Origin of the sequence: Cohnella nanjingensis (assembly GCF_014212125.1) — a bacterium.
Taxonomy (GTDB): domain Bacteria; phylum Bacillota; class Bacilli; order Paenibacillales; family Paenibacillaceae; genus Cohnella; species Cohnella nanjingensis.
In genome coordinates this window covers 46,461-61,527 of the sequence record NZ_JACJVP010000042.1, presented here as the reverse complement: position 1 = coordinate 61,527, position 15,067 = coordinate 46,461, and the positions used below count along the sequence as shown (strand labels likewise).

The window sequence follows — 15,067 nt, the reverse complement described above, 5'->3', positions numbered from 1 at the left end:
AGCGCCTGTTATCTATTACGCAAACGCGACGTAATGGTTGCAATGATTTTTGCGGTTTTTTCCGCTTCTGCCGTAGTATTGCCCAATCCGAAGCTAAATCTTACCGCATTCCGGCAAAAATGAGGCGCAAGACCCATCGCCGCAAGCACATGGGAGGGCTGAAGCGAGCCGGACGTGCAGGCCGATCCGCCGGATGCGGCTACCCCGGCCAAGTCCAAATTCATCAGCAGCGTCTCGTTGGAGACGCCATGGAAGCTCACGTTCAGGATATGGGGCAGGCTGCCTTCCGGACGCGGATCGCCGTTCACGGCGAAGGCGTCCGGGCCGAGCTCTGCGGCCAGCGCGCGGAGCAGCGCGCCGCGCACGTCCGCCGCATGGGCGCGGCGCGCTTCGCGCTCGTCCGCGGCGAGCTTGGCGGCCGCGGCGAACGCGGCGATGCCCGCCACGTTCTCCGTGCCCGCGCGGCGCTTGCGCTCCTGCGAACCGCCGAACAGCAGCGGCTGCCAAGGCGTGCCGGCGCGCACGTACAGCGCGCCGACGCCTTGGGGGCCGCCCGCCTTGTGCGCAGACAGGCTCAGCAGATCGACCGGCAGCGCGGTCAGATCGATCGGCTCGTAGCCGAACGCCTGCACCGCGTCCACGTGCATAACCGCGCCTTGGGCGCGGGCCAGCGCGCCGATCTCGGCGTACGGCTGCAGCGTGCCGACCTCGTTGTTCCCCGCCATCACGCTGACGACGGCCGTCGTCGGGCCGATCGCCGCGGCCGCGGCTTCCGCCGAGACGCGGCCGGTCTCGTCCACCGGCAGCACGGTCAGCGCGAAGCCTTCGGCTTCCAGCTGATCGCACGCGTGGAGGACGGCGTGATGCTCGATCGCCGTCGTCACGATGCCGGTCCGGCGCTCGTCGCGCGCGCGCATGGCGCGCGCGGCGCCGAACAGCGCCGCGTTGTCGCTCTCCGTGCCGCCGCCGGTGAAGACGAGTTCGTCCGGCCGGCAGCGGAGCAGGCCGGCGATCGCGTCCCGCGCGGCGGTTACCCGCGAACGGGCCGCGCGCCCGAACGCATGCAAGCTGGACGGATTCCCCGGTCCAGCGCCAGCAGCCGCTACGTAAGCCTGCACCGCTTCGGGGTGCATCGGCGACGTTGCGGCATGGTCGAAATAGATCGCGTTCATGGGTTCACCCGCTTAGATGTAGAACATGTAGCTGTCGGGTTTGCCTTCGTCCTTGAAGTTGACCAGGTCGTGAAGCGTCGTCGAGTCCAGCACGCTCGCGATGCCGTCGCGGATGCGCAGCCACAGGTCGCGCTTCGCGGGATCGTCTTCCTCGGTGAAGTCCACGGGACTGATCGGTCCCTCGAGAATCCGAATGACGTCGCCCGCGGTGATGCCTTCGGGATCCTTGGACAGGATGTAGCCGCCGTAGGCGCCGCGGATGCTCTTCACGAATCCGGCGTTGCGCAAAGGCGCGATCAACTGCTCCAGATAATGCTCGGAAAGCCCGTTCTTCTCCGCGATACTTTTCAGGGAAATCGGACCTTCGCCGAATTTGGCCGCAAGCTCCATCATGATCGTCAAGCCGTAACGGCCTTTCGTCGAAATCTTCAACGGTTCGCACCTCAATTCATGCGGATTGCACGATAGTCTATTTTATGCCGAGTCTCATCAGGCAAGGTTAAAGCGGATTCGCCTGTCTTCATGACATAGGCGAAAAAAGGGAGTATCCCCATATCACATCTATGTTATCACATCATCTACATTTGTGGTCAAAAATTACGTGACATATTCATGTTATTTTACATTTCGGCCGCGGCGGCAACAAGTGAGAAAGCGCCGGCTTTATGCTACAATAGACCAAGTCCGGTTGCGGACGAAAGGGCAATGCCACGTTTGGAAATGGAGTGATGAGCAATGAGCGACATTCGGTTTGCCGATCCGGCCTCCACGCGGGTCGTCGTGGGCATGTCCGGCGGCGTCGACTCTTCCGTGACCGCGCTGCTCCTCAAGCGGCAAGGGTTCGACGTCATCGGCGTATTTATGAAGAACTGGGACGATACCGACGAGAACGGCGTCTGCACGGCGGAAGTCGATGCCGAGGACGTTCGCCGCGTCTGCGATCAGATCGGAATCCCTTACTATACCGTCAACTTCGAAGAAGAGTACCAGGACAAGGTGTTCGCCTACTTCCTGGACGAGTATCGCCGGGGACGCACCCCGAACCCGGACGTCATGTGCAACCGGGAGATCAAGTTCGGCGAATTCCTGCAAAAAGCGCTCGATCTCGGCGCGGACGTCATCGCGACCGGCCATTACGCGCGCGTGGAGCTTCAAGACGGCGAATACCGGCTGCTGCGCGGCGTCGACGGCAACAAAGACCAGAGCTACTTCTTGCACGCGCTCAATCAATCGCAGCTGTCGCGGGCGATGTTCCCGATCGGCCATCTGCCGAAGCCGGAGGTGCGCCGCATCGCCGAAGAAGCCGGCCTCGCCACGGCCAAGAAAAAGGACAGCACCGGCGTCTGCTTCATCGGCGAGCGGAACTTCAAGGAGTTCCTAAGCCAGTACTTGCCGGCCAAGCCGGGCGACATGGTCGATATCGTCAGCAGCGAGACCAAAGGCCGCCACGACGGGCTCATGTACTATACGCTCGGCCAGCGCCAAGGCCTCGGCATCGGCGGCTCCGGCACCGGCGAACCTTGGTTCGTCGCCGACAAGGACCTGGAGAAGAACGTCCTCTACGTCGTCCAGGGCGAACGGCACGAGAGCCTGTACTCGGTCGGCCTGACGGCGGGCGGCGTGAACTGGATCTCCCCGCGCGAGGCGGAAACGTCGTTCCGCTGCACCGCTAAGTTCCGCTACCGCCAGCCCGACCAAGGCGTCACGGTCTCCGCTCAGGCGGACGGCAGCTGGCGCGTAGACTTCGACGTCCCGCAAAAAGCCGTCACGCCCGGCCAAGCGGTCGTCTTCTACGACGGGGATACTTGCCTGGGCGGCGGCACGATCGAACGCGTCCTGAAGGCCGCTTCTTCCCTCACCCCGTGAAACTTATACATGCTGTATGACGAACCGGCAGCCGCGATCGCGGCGGGCGCCAGCCCGCAGGATCGCGGTTTTTTTGGGGGCTTGCGCGCCGTTCGGACGGACGCCGTCGCGGGCTCGCCACCGCGGGTTCGCCGCCGCGGCGCGCATAAAAAACCCCCGGCAAGAGCCGAGGGTTGCGGTTATTGTGCGCTCTTTCGTGATATGCGATAAGTCTTCGCGATAGCGAGACTTACAGTTTCACCACGTTGGATGCTTGCGGTCCGCGGTTGCCTTGCGTAATTTCGAATTCGACCGCTTGACCCTCTTCCAAGGTCTTGAAGCCTTCGCCTTGGATGGCAGAGAAGTGAACAAATACGTCGTTGCCGTTCTCTACGGAGATGAAGCCATAGCCTTTCTCTGCATTAAACCACTTAACTGTTCCTCTCAAATGAAAAACCTCCTAAAATCTCGCCGTAGATCGGCGAATGAGACCATTATACTCGATCCTTTGTCAAGACGCAATATGTGAAAGTTTTCGTTCAATTTGGAAAAGCTACCTGCGAACGAGCCGCAGCACGGGACTTTGAACCGGGACAAACGGCAGTCTGCCGGGCATCTCGGACGCCTCGGCCAACTCGCCGAGGGCCTCCAACAGCCCAGGCAAATGGGCATAAGGCTCCCACCGGAGGGAGATCAGCGGGTAGATCCGCACCTCTCCCCCCGGCTTCACGACGCGCAGCAGCTCGCGCAGCGCCGCTTCGTGGAATTCCGGTCCGAATTGATCCGCGTACAGGAACAGGAAGTGGCTGCAGAGCGCCAGCGAGAACGTCCCGTCCGCGTAGGGCAGATTCGGCAGCGCGGCAGCCGCATAGCGGCCGTTGCCCTCGTCGGATCGAAAGTGTCCGGCAAAGCGCGCGCACGAAGCTTCGCGCAGCGCGCGATGGCGCTCGGGCGATCCGTAATAGCTCCAATCGTAGAAAGCCCGATTCGCTTCGAGCTTGGCGGAAGAAACGCCGATCTCCGCCTCCGCCGCAGAGATGACGGCTTCGCGGTCGCCGCCGTAGAACGGATCCGCCGCCCGGGCGTCCAGCCCGAGCGCGCACAGCGCCGCGGTGAACGACGAAGCGCCTCCGGCCGCGTCCAGCACCGGTCCCTCGCGCAAACGTTCCTCCGTCAGATTGAACATCTGCAAGTACTCGTCGTACGAACGGCACGTCGAGGCGACGCCGCTCTGCGGGTAAGCCGGTATTTCCTTGTTCATTATCCTCTTCTCCTCTCGTCTTCGCTCTTCTCTTCTCGTCTCGTCGCTCCCCCGCCGCGCGCCTGCGAGCCGCGCTCCGGGTTCCTATTAAAATGCCACACGTTCCCAGCGATCGTCAAGCCTCGTTTTTCCGCGAAAAGAATGGCATCCGTTTCCATCCCGAACGTTGATTTCTGCGGGCATCTCTTCTATGATCATGTTAACGGCTTCGCCGTATCAACCGGCAGACGACTGCCTGACGGGAGACCAACCGATGTTCGCCAAACACGTCATCTACAAACATGACAACTACAACATGCTGACCGTCGAAGTGCAAGGCAAGACGCTCGTGGTCCGCCAGATCTCCGACCAATGGGGCGAGGAATGCCATCGCTTCCTCAGCCGCCCGGAGATGATGCACTGGGCCGAGAATCACTTCCTGCCGAGCGACTTCCCGGGCGGCGGGCAGCAGATGGACGAGGTGCTGAGCAATCTCCGCAACGTCTAGACGCGCCGAGATTTGGATAAGGAGGTTCTCTGATCTTGGACGCTGAGGCCACGCTCATCTATGCCATCGCCTCCTTCGGCCTGGCCGCCGTGCTGATCTGGCAGCGCGCATCCATCCCGGCGCAGCTGCGCCGCGGCATGGCGATCGTCTCGCTGCTGCTGGTCGCATTCGCATTCTTTCTGATCGTATACAGCTTCTTCTCGGCTGGTACGTAAGCCCACGGCGCCAAGTAAGTTTGGCGCTCGCAGGACATACTAGGAACGGATTGCCATTTCCCGACCGGAGGTCCGTTCATGATCAAGCATGTCCTGCCGTCCGCCGCGCTCGTGACGGCTTTTTCTCTCTTGTGCACGTCCGGGCTGCCGCCCGCGCCCGGCCCGCTTCGCGCCGCGGCGATGACCGCGCCGCAGCGGCCGCAGGCGACGGACGCCGTCCGTTATTCAATTAAGCCGAGGAGGTTATCCGAACCGATGAGCCAACTGCCGAAACGAAGCGAGACGTCTGCCGAACACTGCTGGAATCTCGAAGATCTGTACGCCGACCAAGCCGCTTGGGACGCGGAGTATGCCGAAGTCCGCAAGAAGGTCGGTGAAGTCTCCCGCTTCGAGGGCAAGCTGAAGGATGCCGCCGCGATCGCCGAATGCTTCGAGCTTGAAGACGCGCTGTCGCTCCTGACCGAACGGCTGTATGTCTACGCCAATATGCGCCATCACGAAGACATGGCGGAAGGGAAGTACCAGTCGCTCTCCGAGAAAGCGAAGAAGCTGAGCGTCGAAGTGAACGAGGCGCTGTCGTTCATCACGCCGGAGATTCTGAGCCTCTCCGAGGACGAACTGAAGGGCCTCATCCAAGCGCCCTCTCTCAAGCCTACATACAGACGCACCCTGGAAGAGATGCTCCGCCAGAAGCCGCACGTGCTATCCAAGAACGAAGAGTCGCTGCTCGCGCAGGTCGGCAACCTATCCCAGGCGCCGAACACGATCTTCGGCATGCTGAACAACGCCGACATGAAGTTCCCGAAGGTCAAGAACGAAAAAGGCGAGGAAGTCGAGCTGACGCACGGCCGGTATATCCAGTTCCTGGAGAGCCGCAACCGCGACGTTCGCCGGGAAGCGTTCAAGGCCGTCTACGATACTTACGGCAAATGGCGCAACACGCTGGCCGCGACGCTGAACGCCAACGTCACCAAGAACCTGTTCTACGCCAACGCCCGTCATTATCCGTCCGCGCTGGAGATGTCGTTGTTCGGGGACAACATCCCGCAGAGCGTCTACGACAACCTGATCGGCACGATTCACAAGCATCTGCCGCTGATGCACCGCTACATGGCGCTGCGCAAGAAGCTGTTGAAGGTCGACGAGCTGCATATGTACGACTTGTTCGCGCCGCTCGTGGACGAATTCGACATGAACATCACCTATGACGAAGCCAAGAAGATCGTTTTCGACAGCCTGGCGCCGCTCGGCGACGATTATCGCCACGCGCTGCAGGACGGCTTCGACAAGGGCTGGATCGACATCTACGAGAACGAAGGCAAGCGCAGCGGCGCCTATAGCTGGGGCGCGTTCGGCACCCATCCTTACGTGCTGCTGAACCACAAGGACAACCTGAACAGCATGTTCACGCTGGCGCACGAGATGGGCCATGCGCTCCACTCGTACTATTCGGACGACAACAACCCGTACCGCGATGCGCAGTACACGATCTTCCTCGCGGAAGTCGCCTCCACGCTGAACGAGGCGCTGCTGATGGACTATCTGCTCGCCAAGTCGACCGAAGCCAAGGAGAAAATGTACCTGCTGACGTATTACGCCGATCAATTCCGGACGACCGTGTTCCGCCAGACGATGTTCGCCGAGTTCGAGAAGGTCGTTCACGCGAAGGCCGAGGCCGGCGAATCGCTGACGCCGCAGGAGCTGTCCGAGATCTATTACGACTTGAACGTCAAGTATTACGGGGACGGCATGGTGGTCGACAAGGACATCGAGATGGAGTGGGCGCGCATCCCCCATTTCTATACCAGCTTCTATGTCTACAAATACGCAACCGGCTTCTCCGCCGCCACGAGCTTCTCGAAACAGATCCTCGACGAAGGCAAGCCTGCCGTCGACCGCTATCTCGGCTTCCTGAAGAGCGGCGGCAGCGACTACTCGATCAACATTCTGAAGAAAGCCGGCGTCGACATGTCCACGCCGGAGCCGATCGAACAGGCGATGAGCGTGTTCGAGAGTCTCATCGAGCAGATGGAGCAGTTGACGTCCAAGTAAAACCGGCTTTGCCGTCTTCTCGCAGCCCGATCGCTGCAAAGGGCACCGCGTTCTCGCGGTGCCCTTTTCTCATGGCCGCAGAGACGGGGGAATCGGCTGGGCGATTGGAATATTCGTCCTCCTCCGGCAGGATTCGACCTTCCCTAGCGCGAATTAGATCACGTTAAGGTCCCGAAGGAGTGAAGTCCCGTTGAACCGAACCGAACTGACGTCCGAACAATTGCTCTCCGTGATCTTCGATTATATGGCCAAAATCTCGAGCGAGTCGCAGCTGTCGAACGTACTCGTGCTGATGGCGGATATGGGCAGGGAAATGATCGTCGCCGACCGCTGTACGGTATGGCTGATCGACGAGGCGAACGAAGAGCTGTACACGACGGTCGCGCACGGCGTGAAGATGATCAGAATCCCGTACGGGACGGGACTCGTCGGACACGCGATCGCCACCGGCGAAGCGATCGTCATCGAGGACGCGTACGACGATCCTCGCCACCATGCGGAGAACGACCGCAAGACCGGCTACGTCACCAAGTCCGTCGTCACGATCCCTTTCCGCAATCACGAAGGCCGCACCATCGGCGCCTACCAGGCCGTCAACAAGATGACGGAAGCCGGGAAATTCACCTCGAAGGATCTCGAGCTCCTCTCGCTAGCCGCTTCCTACGCGGGAAAGTCGCTGGAGTCCGTCATGCTGCATCAGGAGATCGTCGACACGCAGCGCGAGATCATCTCCGCGATGGGCGAGATCGGCGAGATCCGCTCGAAGGAGATGGCCAACCACGTGCGCCGCGTGGCCGAATACTCGTACGTGCTCGCCCTGCGCCTCGGCCTCTCCCCGCGCGAAGCGGATTTGCTCCGGACCGCGTCTCCGATGCACGACATCGGCAAAGTCGCCATCCCCGACGCCGTCCTGAACAAGCCCGGCAAGCTGACGGAAGAAGAGTACGAGCTCATCAAATCCCATACGCGGGTCGGCCACCAGCTGCTCAAGGGCTCCCGGCGGGAGCTGCTGAGCGCGGCCGCGATCGTCGCCGGGCAGCATCACGAGAAGTGGGATGGAAGCGGCTATCCGCACGGCCTGAGCGGCGCGGATATCCATATCTACGGGCGGATCACGGCCGTCGCCGATGTATTCGACGCGCTCAGCGCGGAGCGCGTATACAAGTCCGCTTGGCCGATCGAACGCATCGAGAAGCTGTTCGAGGAAGAGCGCGGGCGCCACTTCGATCCGGCCGTCGTCGATGCGTTCTTCGCCGAGCTGCCTCGCTTGATCGAGATTCGGGACAGCTTGGCGGACGAATCTTAAGCGTTCCCGCAGCTCTTGCAGGCCGGGGCGGCAGAGATGCGTTCGCTTGCCGTCCCGGAACGATGACGCGCCGCACTTCCCCCGTTCGCTTTGTCCCCTTCGTTCCCTTTACTGGTCCCGTCCCCTTTGCTGGTCCCGTCCCCATTGTTCAACCTGTCTCTCCAATTTCTCCCGTTTCTCCCGTCGCTCCCTTCCCGCCCGCTTCTTCTATCAACTTAGTTGGATCTCTCTAATCGTTTCTTGAATCCTGCCGCGTCGTCAAGTAAGGCTCCAGCATCTCCCGCCAGACGGAGAGCCGGTCTTCCAGCCCGCGGAACTTCGGCGTCGGGATCGGACTCGTCGACGGCAGACGCAGCACGGCTCTGGCCCTCACCTCGGGCGTCCCGCCGAAGTGCCGCAGCAATTCCCCGTGCGACTTGGCGCCGTTGCAGGCGATCACCCGGATGGCCGGATACGCGCGCAGCAATCCGGGAATATCGTTCGGTTGAAGCTCTCGGATGTTGCTGTCGAGACTCCCTTCCCGCACGCAGGAAGCGATCGTATCCCACAAGGCGAAGCCTTGCGCGCGCGCGAACGAAAGCCGATCCTCGTACCGCTCGTCCGGTCCGGGGAGACCGTGGAGCGCGTAGAGGATCGGCCAGAGATAATTGCGGGCGTTGCCGTAATATTGATGTAGCTGAAGCGAGGCGACGCCGGGCATGCTGCCCAGAATGAGGCATTGCGACCGCTCGTCGACGACGGGCGGGAACGAATGCACCCGAATGGCCGAATCCATGGCTGTGAGCCCCTTCCGCGATTTTGGCCCTATTGTCTCATTCGGACGCGCGGAAGGCAAATCGGTTCGGTCGCCGACGGCCGGCGTCGGGAGTCCTTGGCAAACCTTTCGGCCTTCCGGTTCGGATGGGATCGACGACGAGGAAAGGGACGATCGCGAAGCGCGGAAACAACGGCGGCTGTTAGCCTATGCGTGCCTATCGGCCGCTCGTCATCCCTTCACGCTGCCCGCAGTCAAGCCTTCGATGATCTGACGCTGCAGGAACGTGTAGAGGATCAAGACCGGCAGCACGCTGAACACGATGCCGGTACAGATCAGGGCGTAGTTCATCTGGAACGCGTCGCGGAAACCGACCATCCCGGTAGGCAGCGTACGAAGCGAATCTTTGCTGATGAAGAAGTTCGACAGCAGGTACTCGTTCCAGTTGCCCAGGAAGTTGATGATAAAGACGGTGACGAGCGAAGGGATCGACAGCGGCAGGATGATCTTCGTGAACATCCGGATGGCGCCCATGCCGTCGACGGTTCCCGCTTCCTCCAGCTCATGCGGGATCGCCCGCATGAACGCCGCCAACAGCAGGACGCTGAACGGAAGCGCGCCCGCCGTATACGGCAGGAAAAGCGCCCAGTGCGTATCCAGGATGTGCAGATCGCGCACGAGGAAGTATTGGGCGATGAACAGCACGTTGCCCGGAATGAGCATGCCGATCAGGACGAATTGGTAGATCCATTGGCTCGATTTCTCCAGCTTCATCCGCGTGATGGCGAAGGCGGTAGCCGCGGCGAGCAAGACGCCGACGACGGCCGCGCTGAATGCCAGGTACAAGCTGTTGAAGAAGTAGACGCTGATCTTCGCTTTTACCCAAGTCTCCTTGTAGTTATCGAAAGAGAAATGCTTCGGGAAAGCGAACGGATGCTGCGTAATCTCGTTGTTGTCCAGTTTGAACGAAGAGAAGAGAACGAACAGGAACGGAACGAGAATGACGACAACGTAGGCGATCATGAAAAGGTGCGGGATAACTTTTTTGGCGGTTGCCGGCATCAGTACTCAATCCTTTCCTGTCTTCTCGCGATCAGCAGTTGATACAAGGCGGTCAGAATGAGCGCGATGGCGAAGATAATGATCGACAGCGCCGAGCCGTATCCGTAATCCCCGAACTTGATCGCTTTGTTGACCATGTAGGAAGCCATGACGTCCGTGCTGCCCGCGGGACCGCCGCCCGTCATGACCAGGACGATATCGACTACGCGCAAGGCGCCCGCGATCGACAGCATGATGACGACGTTGATGATCGGCTTGATGAGCGGAACGGTGAGGTACCAGGCCCGTTGCACGCCGGTCGCCCCGTCGATCATCGCCGCTTCGTCGATATCCTTCGGAATAGCCAGGATCGCCGCGAGAATCAAGACGATATAGAAGCCCATCCATTGCCAAGCGTTCGTCACGAGAATGGAGAACATCGCCAACTTCGGTTCGGCCAGCCAGTAGATCGTTTCCACGCCGAAGTTTTTCAAGATGCTGTTAAGCAGTCCCACGTCCGGATTGTAGATATACCCCCACAGAATCCCGATGATCGACGTCGAGAGGATAGAAGGCATAAAGACCGTCGTCTTGTAGAAGCCTTGGAACCGCTTGACACTGCTGATGAGGAGCGCGAACACCACGATCAGCGGGACTTGAATGCAGGACGAGAACAGCAAGATGATCAGGTTGTTCCAGATCGAGCTGCGGAACTCCGCGTCCTTGAAGGCGTTGACGAAGTTGTCCAATCCGATGAACGCTTTGTGATTCAGGCCATCCCAGTTCGTGAATCCGTAGACGAAGGACGTAATAGTCGGATAGATGAAGAACATACAATAGAGAATAATCGTGGGCAGAACAAAGAGCAGATAGACATAGGGATTTCTCAGCGTGCTTTTCATAGTTCCTCCCCCGGCTTCGTCAGAATCCAGAAAAAGTCTCCGCCCACGCGGGGCGGGCGGAGACTTCTCTGCGCTTCTGCGAGGCGATCTTACTTCGCCGCGGCGTTCTCGGCGTCTTGTACTTTTTGGATGGCGTCGCCGACTTGTTGTGCCGTAGCTTTGCCAGCGATCAGCTTTTGAAGCTGGGTTTCGGTTTCGGAGTAGACCTTCGATTGCACGATTTGGTCGAAGTGCGGGAACGTCTTGCTGGAATTTTTTAGCGCGTCCAGGACTTCCTTCAGCAGCGGGCTCGTTACTTTGCCCAGCGCTTCGTCGGACAGCTTCATCGAAGGCAGCACGCCGTCTTCGAGCAAGCCGCGAAGCTGCATTTCGTCGGAGAACAGGTTCTTGACGAACGATTTGACGACCGCTTTTTCGTTGTCGTTCAGGTCGGCGGAGAAGCCGTAGCCTTCTGCGTAGTTCGCGTTCATCGCGGTTTGGTCGCCCTTGCCGTTCGGTACGGGCGCCAGCGCGATGTAGGAGACTTTGCCGGCCAGCTTCGCGCCGATTGCCGGTTTGCCGGCGGCGTCCAGTTGATCCGTAAACGCCGAGTTCCGCCAGGAGCCGTCGAACATCATGCCCGCTTTGCCGGCGATGAAGTCGTTCAGCATGTCGTCGTATGTCTTGCCGAGCTCGCCCTTCGTGAAGTATCCTTTCTTCTCGAAGTCGGCGTATTGTTGGTAAGCGGCGACCACGTCGGGAGAGTTCCACTTGGTCTCGCCCGTGATGAAGCCGGCGTTGGCGTTCTCGCCCGCGATGCGGCCGATCAGCGTATTGACGAACATGTTCGGCACCCAGCCCGCTTTCGAGCCGACGGCGATCGGCGCGATGCCGTTCTGCTTGAAGGTGTCGGCGGCTTTGATCAGCGCGTCCCAAGTCGTCGGAGCTTCCAGGTTGTACTTCGCGAACAGCTCTTTGTTATAGAAGACGCCTTCCGTGTTGCCGCCGATCGGCAGGCCGTATACTTTGCCGTCTACGGACCATGGATCGAGCACGTTCAGGAACTTGTCTTTTAGACCCAACTCGTCGATGATCGGCGTCAGGTCGAGCAGACGTCCGGCCTTCGCGTACTTCTGCGCGTCGCCAGCGCCGGCGAAGAGGGAGAAGATCTTCGGAGGGTTGCCGGCCGCCATCTCGGCAGGCAGCTTGGTGAAGCGGTTGACGCTGTCTTCGACGCCGTCGAGCTCGAACGATACTTCCGGCACGTCTTTCTTGACGTTGTCGAGGACGCTGTTCAGGATCGCGAGGCGGAACTTGCGCGGCTCGCCGATCTGAATGTGGCGCACCGTCATGGAGAACGGCTCGACCTTAGGGGCCGCCGATTCGCTCGGAGACGGGGAAGCCGATTCGCTGGCGCTCGGGCTTGGGCTCGCGCTCTCGCTTGCGGATGGAGATGCCGCGTTTTTGCCGTCGTTGCCGCCGCCACAAGCCGCCAGGAACGCGGACATGGCCATCGATACTGCCAATACGGAAGTCAGTTTCTTTTTCACTCTTAAGACCCTCCCAAGGTTTGGTTTGCTTCACACCCTTATTGTAAGGGCTAAACCGGACGAAGTAAGGACGTTAATTCCCTAAAGGAGGGATACAATCGTCTTGTGATTTTATCCCCTACCCCATTGTCGGGGTAGATCCGAAGTCATATACCGGAAGGTGAGTCTATGTACCCGGTTCGGACAAAAAGATCGATAAGACTCTTGCTGACGGCCATCGCTGCGGCTTCGCTGCTGGCGTCGCCGCTATCCGCGCGCGCGGAAGGCGGCGATGGCGCTGCGCCCTATCTCGCGCCGGCGCCGCCCGCTTCCCTGCCGGATGCAGCAGGCGCCGGCGCGGCCGGCGCGGCAGCCGATCCCGAGCAGGCGGTGGCGTCCGCCAGCGCTTGGGCGCAGCCGGAACTGCTGCAAGCGATCCGCGCCGGGATCGCGACCGACGCTTCGCTCGACCTGTTCGCGCAGCCGATCTCCCGGGAGCGCTTCGCCGGCCTCGCCGTCCGTCTCTACGAAGCGCTCGGAGGCGCGCCCTCGGATCCCCCCGCGTCGCCCGAAGCCGGACCGTTCGCGGACACGAACAGCCCGGAGGTGCTGCGCGCCTACCGGCTCGGCATTGTAAGCGGCATTACTACGGACGCCTTCGCCCCGAATGCCGCCATCACCCGGGAGGAGCTGGCCGTCATGCTGCTGCGCGCGGTGAAGGCGGCTCGTCCCGACGCCGCAGTCGGCAACCGGGAGCCGGTACCGGCTTTTGCGGACGAGGACGAGATCGGAGCTTGGGCGAAGGACGCCCTCCGCTTCGCCGTCCGGCTGGGGGTGCTGAAGGGCGTCGGGGACAACCGGTTCGATCCGCAGGGCTTCACGACCCACGAGCAAGCCATCGCGGCGGCTTATCGGACCTTCGCGGCGCTGCGGGACGCGACGGGTGCAGCGGCTTCGGACGAGGCGCCGCATTAGCGCCGGACCGCCTCGCGGCTAGCGGGTCCGGGCTTCAAACAAAGAGGGTTGACGTTCGGCTCCCGCGAGCCGCGCGTCAACCCTCTTTGTCGGTGCAGTCCTGCCGTGCGCCATCAGGCGCGCTGGCCGCTTGCCTAGATCCGGAACGCGCCTGCGCCGACGGCTTGTTCCAGCCAGAAGAGCTCGGCCCGATCTCCATCCCGCAGCGCGCCGACACCGGCCGGCGTGCCCGTGAACAGCAAGTCGCCCGGCCCGATGCCGTAACGTTCGCCGACGTGGTCCGTCAGCTCGCGAAGCCCGAAGACCATGTCACGGACGTTGCCGCGCTGCACTTCCGCTCCGTTCAGCCGAAAGCTGAAGTCGCCCTCCGTCAAGTCCGTTCCGGCTTCGAACGGGAGCCAGCGCCCGATCGGAGCGGCATGGCGGAAGCCCTTGGCGGCAAGCCACGGATAGCCTTTGGCCTTCAAGCCGTCTTGCACGTCGCGCAGCGTCAGATCGAGCCCGACGGCGAAGTGCGCGTACAGCTCGTGCAGGGCGATGCCCGGCTCGTAAGGCCGGTCCGCGAGGAAGACCAACTCCGCTTCGTAGTGGATCGCGCCCTGTCCGGCAGGCAACGCGATCGCCGAGCCGTCCAGCGGCACGGCGGCATGCGAAGGCTTGGAGAAAATCATCGGCGATTCGGGAACCGCGTTCCCGAGCTCCGCGGCGTGCAGCCGGTAGTTGCGTCCGACGCAGAAGAGATTGCGATAGTCCGTCCGGGGTGTCGTCATGGCGTGAAGGATCCTTTCTGAACGGCCGCTAACCAGCGATCCGGGTAGTTGGTACAGATCTGGAACGGCTGCGGCATGGCCGCCAATCGGGCCAGATCGCGGGGATGATTCGGCGTCCAAGCCATCACTTGGATGCGCGCGGCCTCCGTCTCCTTCAGGAGCGAAGGTCCAACGTGGCCGAACGCAATCGAGAGCACGCTCGCTTCGAGCGACTTCAGCGTCGCGATCAGGCTCGTCGGCCGCTTGTCGGTGATGAGTCCCGTGCGGATCTCGGGCGCGTGGCGCTTGACCGCCTTTAAGTATAGAGGCTCGAACGAGGTGATGACCGTGTCGTGCTCGCGGCGGTACGCCCGCAAGAGCGAAGCGACCCGATGGGCAAACCGGTCCGCATCCGGCGTGCCTTCCTTCATCTCGATGTTGAGCCGGCAGCGGCCGGCGGTCAGATAGAGCACCTGCTCCAGCGTAGGCACGGGCTCGCCGGCGTAGACTTGGTGGAACCAACTGCCGGCATCGAGCTTCGCCAGCTCGGCTGCGGTCAAGTCCCGCACCCTGCCCTTCGCGTTCGTCGTCCGGTTCAGCGTGCCGTCATGAATGACGACGGGCACCTCGTCCCGCGAGAGATGGACGTCCAGCTCGATCCAATACACGGCCGGCTCAGTCATCGCCAGCTTGAAGGCCGCGAGCGTGTTCTCCGGCGCTCCGCCGGACCAGCCGCGGTGCGCCACGCACGGATGCAGCTCCGCAGGGGAAGTTGTCATGTCTCGATCCCTCCGTTACCC

16 protein-coding genes are annotated in these 15,067 nt (G+C 61.4%); 6 read left to right on the top strand and 10 right to left on the bottom strand.

The features are described 5' to 3' along the window. Window positions 1-8: 8 nt before the first annotated feature. Both H7C19_RS24730 and cymR read right to left on the bottom strand, forming a co-directional pair. Window positions 9-1,172: a cysteine desulfurase family protein gene (locus tag H7C19_RS24730; RefSeq protein WP_185671751.1), complete on the bottom strand. Its 1,164-nt coding sequence runs from the start codon at window positions 1,170-1,172 to the stop codon at window positions 9-11. A 12-nt stretch (window positions 1,173-1,184) separates the two neighbouring features. Continuing rightward, the gene (cymR, locus tag H7C19_RS24725) at window positions 1,185-1,604 is read right to left on the bottom strand and encodes a cysteine metabolism transcriptional regulator CymR (protein ID WP_185671750.1); all 420 of its coding nucleotides are present in this window, start codon (window positions 1,602-1,604) and stop codon (window positions 1,185-1,187) included. A 303-nt stretch (window positions 1,605-1,907) separates the two neighbouring features. Here cymR and mnmA point away from each other — a divergent pair, with 303 nt between their 5' ends. Beyond that, window positions 1,908-3,038: a tRNA 2-thiouridine(34) synthase MnmA gene (gene mnmA / locus H7C19_RS24720; RefSeq protein ID WP_185671749.1), complete on the top strand. Its 1,131-nt coding sequence runs from the start codon at window positions 1,908-1,910 to the stop codon at window positions 3,036-3,038. Window positions 3,039-3,267: 229 nt separating this feature from the next. Here mnmA and H7C19_RS24715 read toward each other — a convergent pair whose 3' ends face one another. Then, complete coding sequence (locus H7C19_RS24715; RefSeq protein ID WP_027091239.1) at window positions 3,268-3,465, bottom strand: cold shock domain-containing protein; 198 nt, start codon at window positions 3,463-3,465, stop codon at window positions 3,268-3,270. Window positions 3,466-3,570: 105 nt separating this feature from the next. Continuing rightward, window positions 3,571-4,278: a class I SAM-dependent methyltransferase gene (locus H7C19_RS24710; RefSeq protein WP_185671748.1), complete on the bottom strand. Its 708-nt coding sequence runs from the start codon at window positions 4,276-4,278 to the stop codon at window positions 3,571-3,573. 253 nt (window positions 4,279-4,531) lie between these two features. On the opposite strand from H7C19_RS24710, the gene H7C19_RS24705 reads away from it, so the two are divergent. The 4 genes from H7C19_RS24705 (at window position 4,532) to H7C19_RS24690 (ending at window position 8,338) form a co-directional block, all read left to right on the top strand. Then, a complete protein-coding gene (locus H7C19_RS24705; RefSeq protein WP_185671747.1) occupies window positions 4,532-4,765 on the top strand; it encodes a hypothetical protein in 234 nt (77 codons plus the stop codon). Between the two features lie 35 nt (window positions 4,766-4,800). After that, a complete protein-coding gene (locus tag H7C19_RS24700; protein ID WP_185671746.1) occupies window positions 4,801-4,980 on the top strand; it encodes a hypothetical protein in 180 nt (59 codons plus the stop codon). 255 nt (window positions 4,981-5,235) lie between these two features. Continuing rightward, entirely contained in the window at window positions 5,236-7,032 is a 1,797-nt protein-coding gene (gene pepF / locus H7C19_RS24695) for an oligoendopeptidase F (protein ID WP_185671829.1), read from the top strand. A 190-nt stretch (window positions 7,033-7,222) separates the two neighbouring features. After that, the gene (locus tag H7C19_RS24690) at window positions 7,223-8,338 is read left to right on the top strand and encodes an HD domain-containing phosphohydrolase (protein ID WP_246469750.1); all 1,116 of its coding nucleotides are present in this window, start codon (window positions 7,223-7,225) and stop codon (window positions 8,336-8,338) included. Between the two features lie 229 nt (window positions 8,339-8,567). On the opposite strand, the gene H7C19_RS24685 is transcribed toward H7C19_RS24690, so the two are convergent. From H7C19_RS24685 to H7C19_RS24670, 4 genes are all read right to left on the bottom strand, one after another. Continuing rightward, entirely contained in the window at window positions 8,568-9,113 is a 546-nt protein-coding gene (locus H7C19_RS24685; protein ID WP_185671745.1) for a DNA-deoxyinosine glycosylase, read from the bottom strand. Between the two features lie 210 nt (window positions 9,114-9,323). Then, window positions 9,324-10,154, bottom strand: a complete 831-nt coding sequence (locus H7C19_RS24680) for a carbohydrate ABC transporter permease (RefSeq protein ID WP_185671744.1) — start codon at window positions 10,152-10,154, stop codon at window positions 9,324-9,326. Next, window positions 10,154-11,035, bottom strand: coding sequence for a carbohydrate ABC transporter permease (locus tag H7C19_RS24675; protein WP_185671743.1), 882 nt, complete (start codon window positions 11,033-11,035; stop codon window positions 10,154-10,156). Before H7C19_RS24675 ends, H7C19_RS24680 begins: the two co-directional genes overlap by 1 nt. Window positions 11,036-11,124: 89 nt before the next feature. Further along, a complete protein-coding gene (locus H7C19_RS24670; protein ID WP_185671742.1) occupies window positions 11,125-12,564 on the bottom strand; it encodes an extracellular solute-binding protein in 1,440 nt (479 codons plus the stop codon). 204 nt (window positions 12,565-12,768) lie between these two features. Between H7C19_RS24670 and H7C19_RS24665 the strand changes: the two genes are divergently transcribed. Continuing rightward, window positions 12,769-13,518, top strand: coding sequence for an S-layer homology domain-containing protein (locus H7C19_RS24665; protein WP_185671741.1), 750 nt, complete (start codon window positions 12,769-12,771; stop codon window positions 13,516-13,518). A 134-nt stretch (window positions 13,519-13,652) separates the two neighbouring features. On the opposite strand, the gene H7C19_RS24660 is transcribed toward H7C19_RS24665, so the two are convergent. Then, window positions 13,653-14,288, bottom strand: coding sequence for a fumarylacetoacetate hydrolase family protein (locus tag H7C19_RS24660; protein WP_185671740.1), 636 nt, complete (start codon window positions 14,286-14,288; stop codon window positions 13,653-13,655). Further along, window positions 14,285-15,046, bottom strand: a complete 762-nt coding sequence (locus H7C19_RS24655; RefSeq protein WP_185671739.1) for a glycerophosphodiester phosphodiesterase — start codon at window positions 15,044-15,046, stop codon at window positions 14,285-14,287. Before H7C19_RS24655 ends, H7C19_RS24660 begins: the two co-directional genes overlap by 4 nt. Window positions 15,047-15,067: the final 21 nt, after the last annotated feature.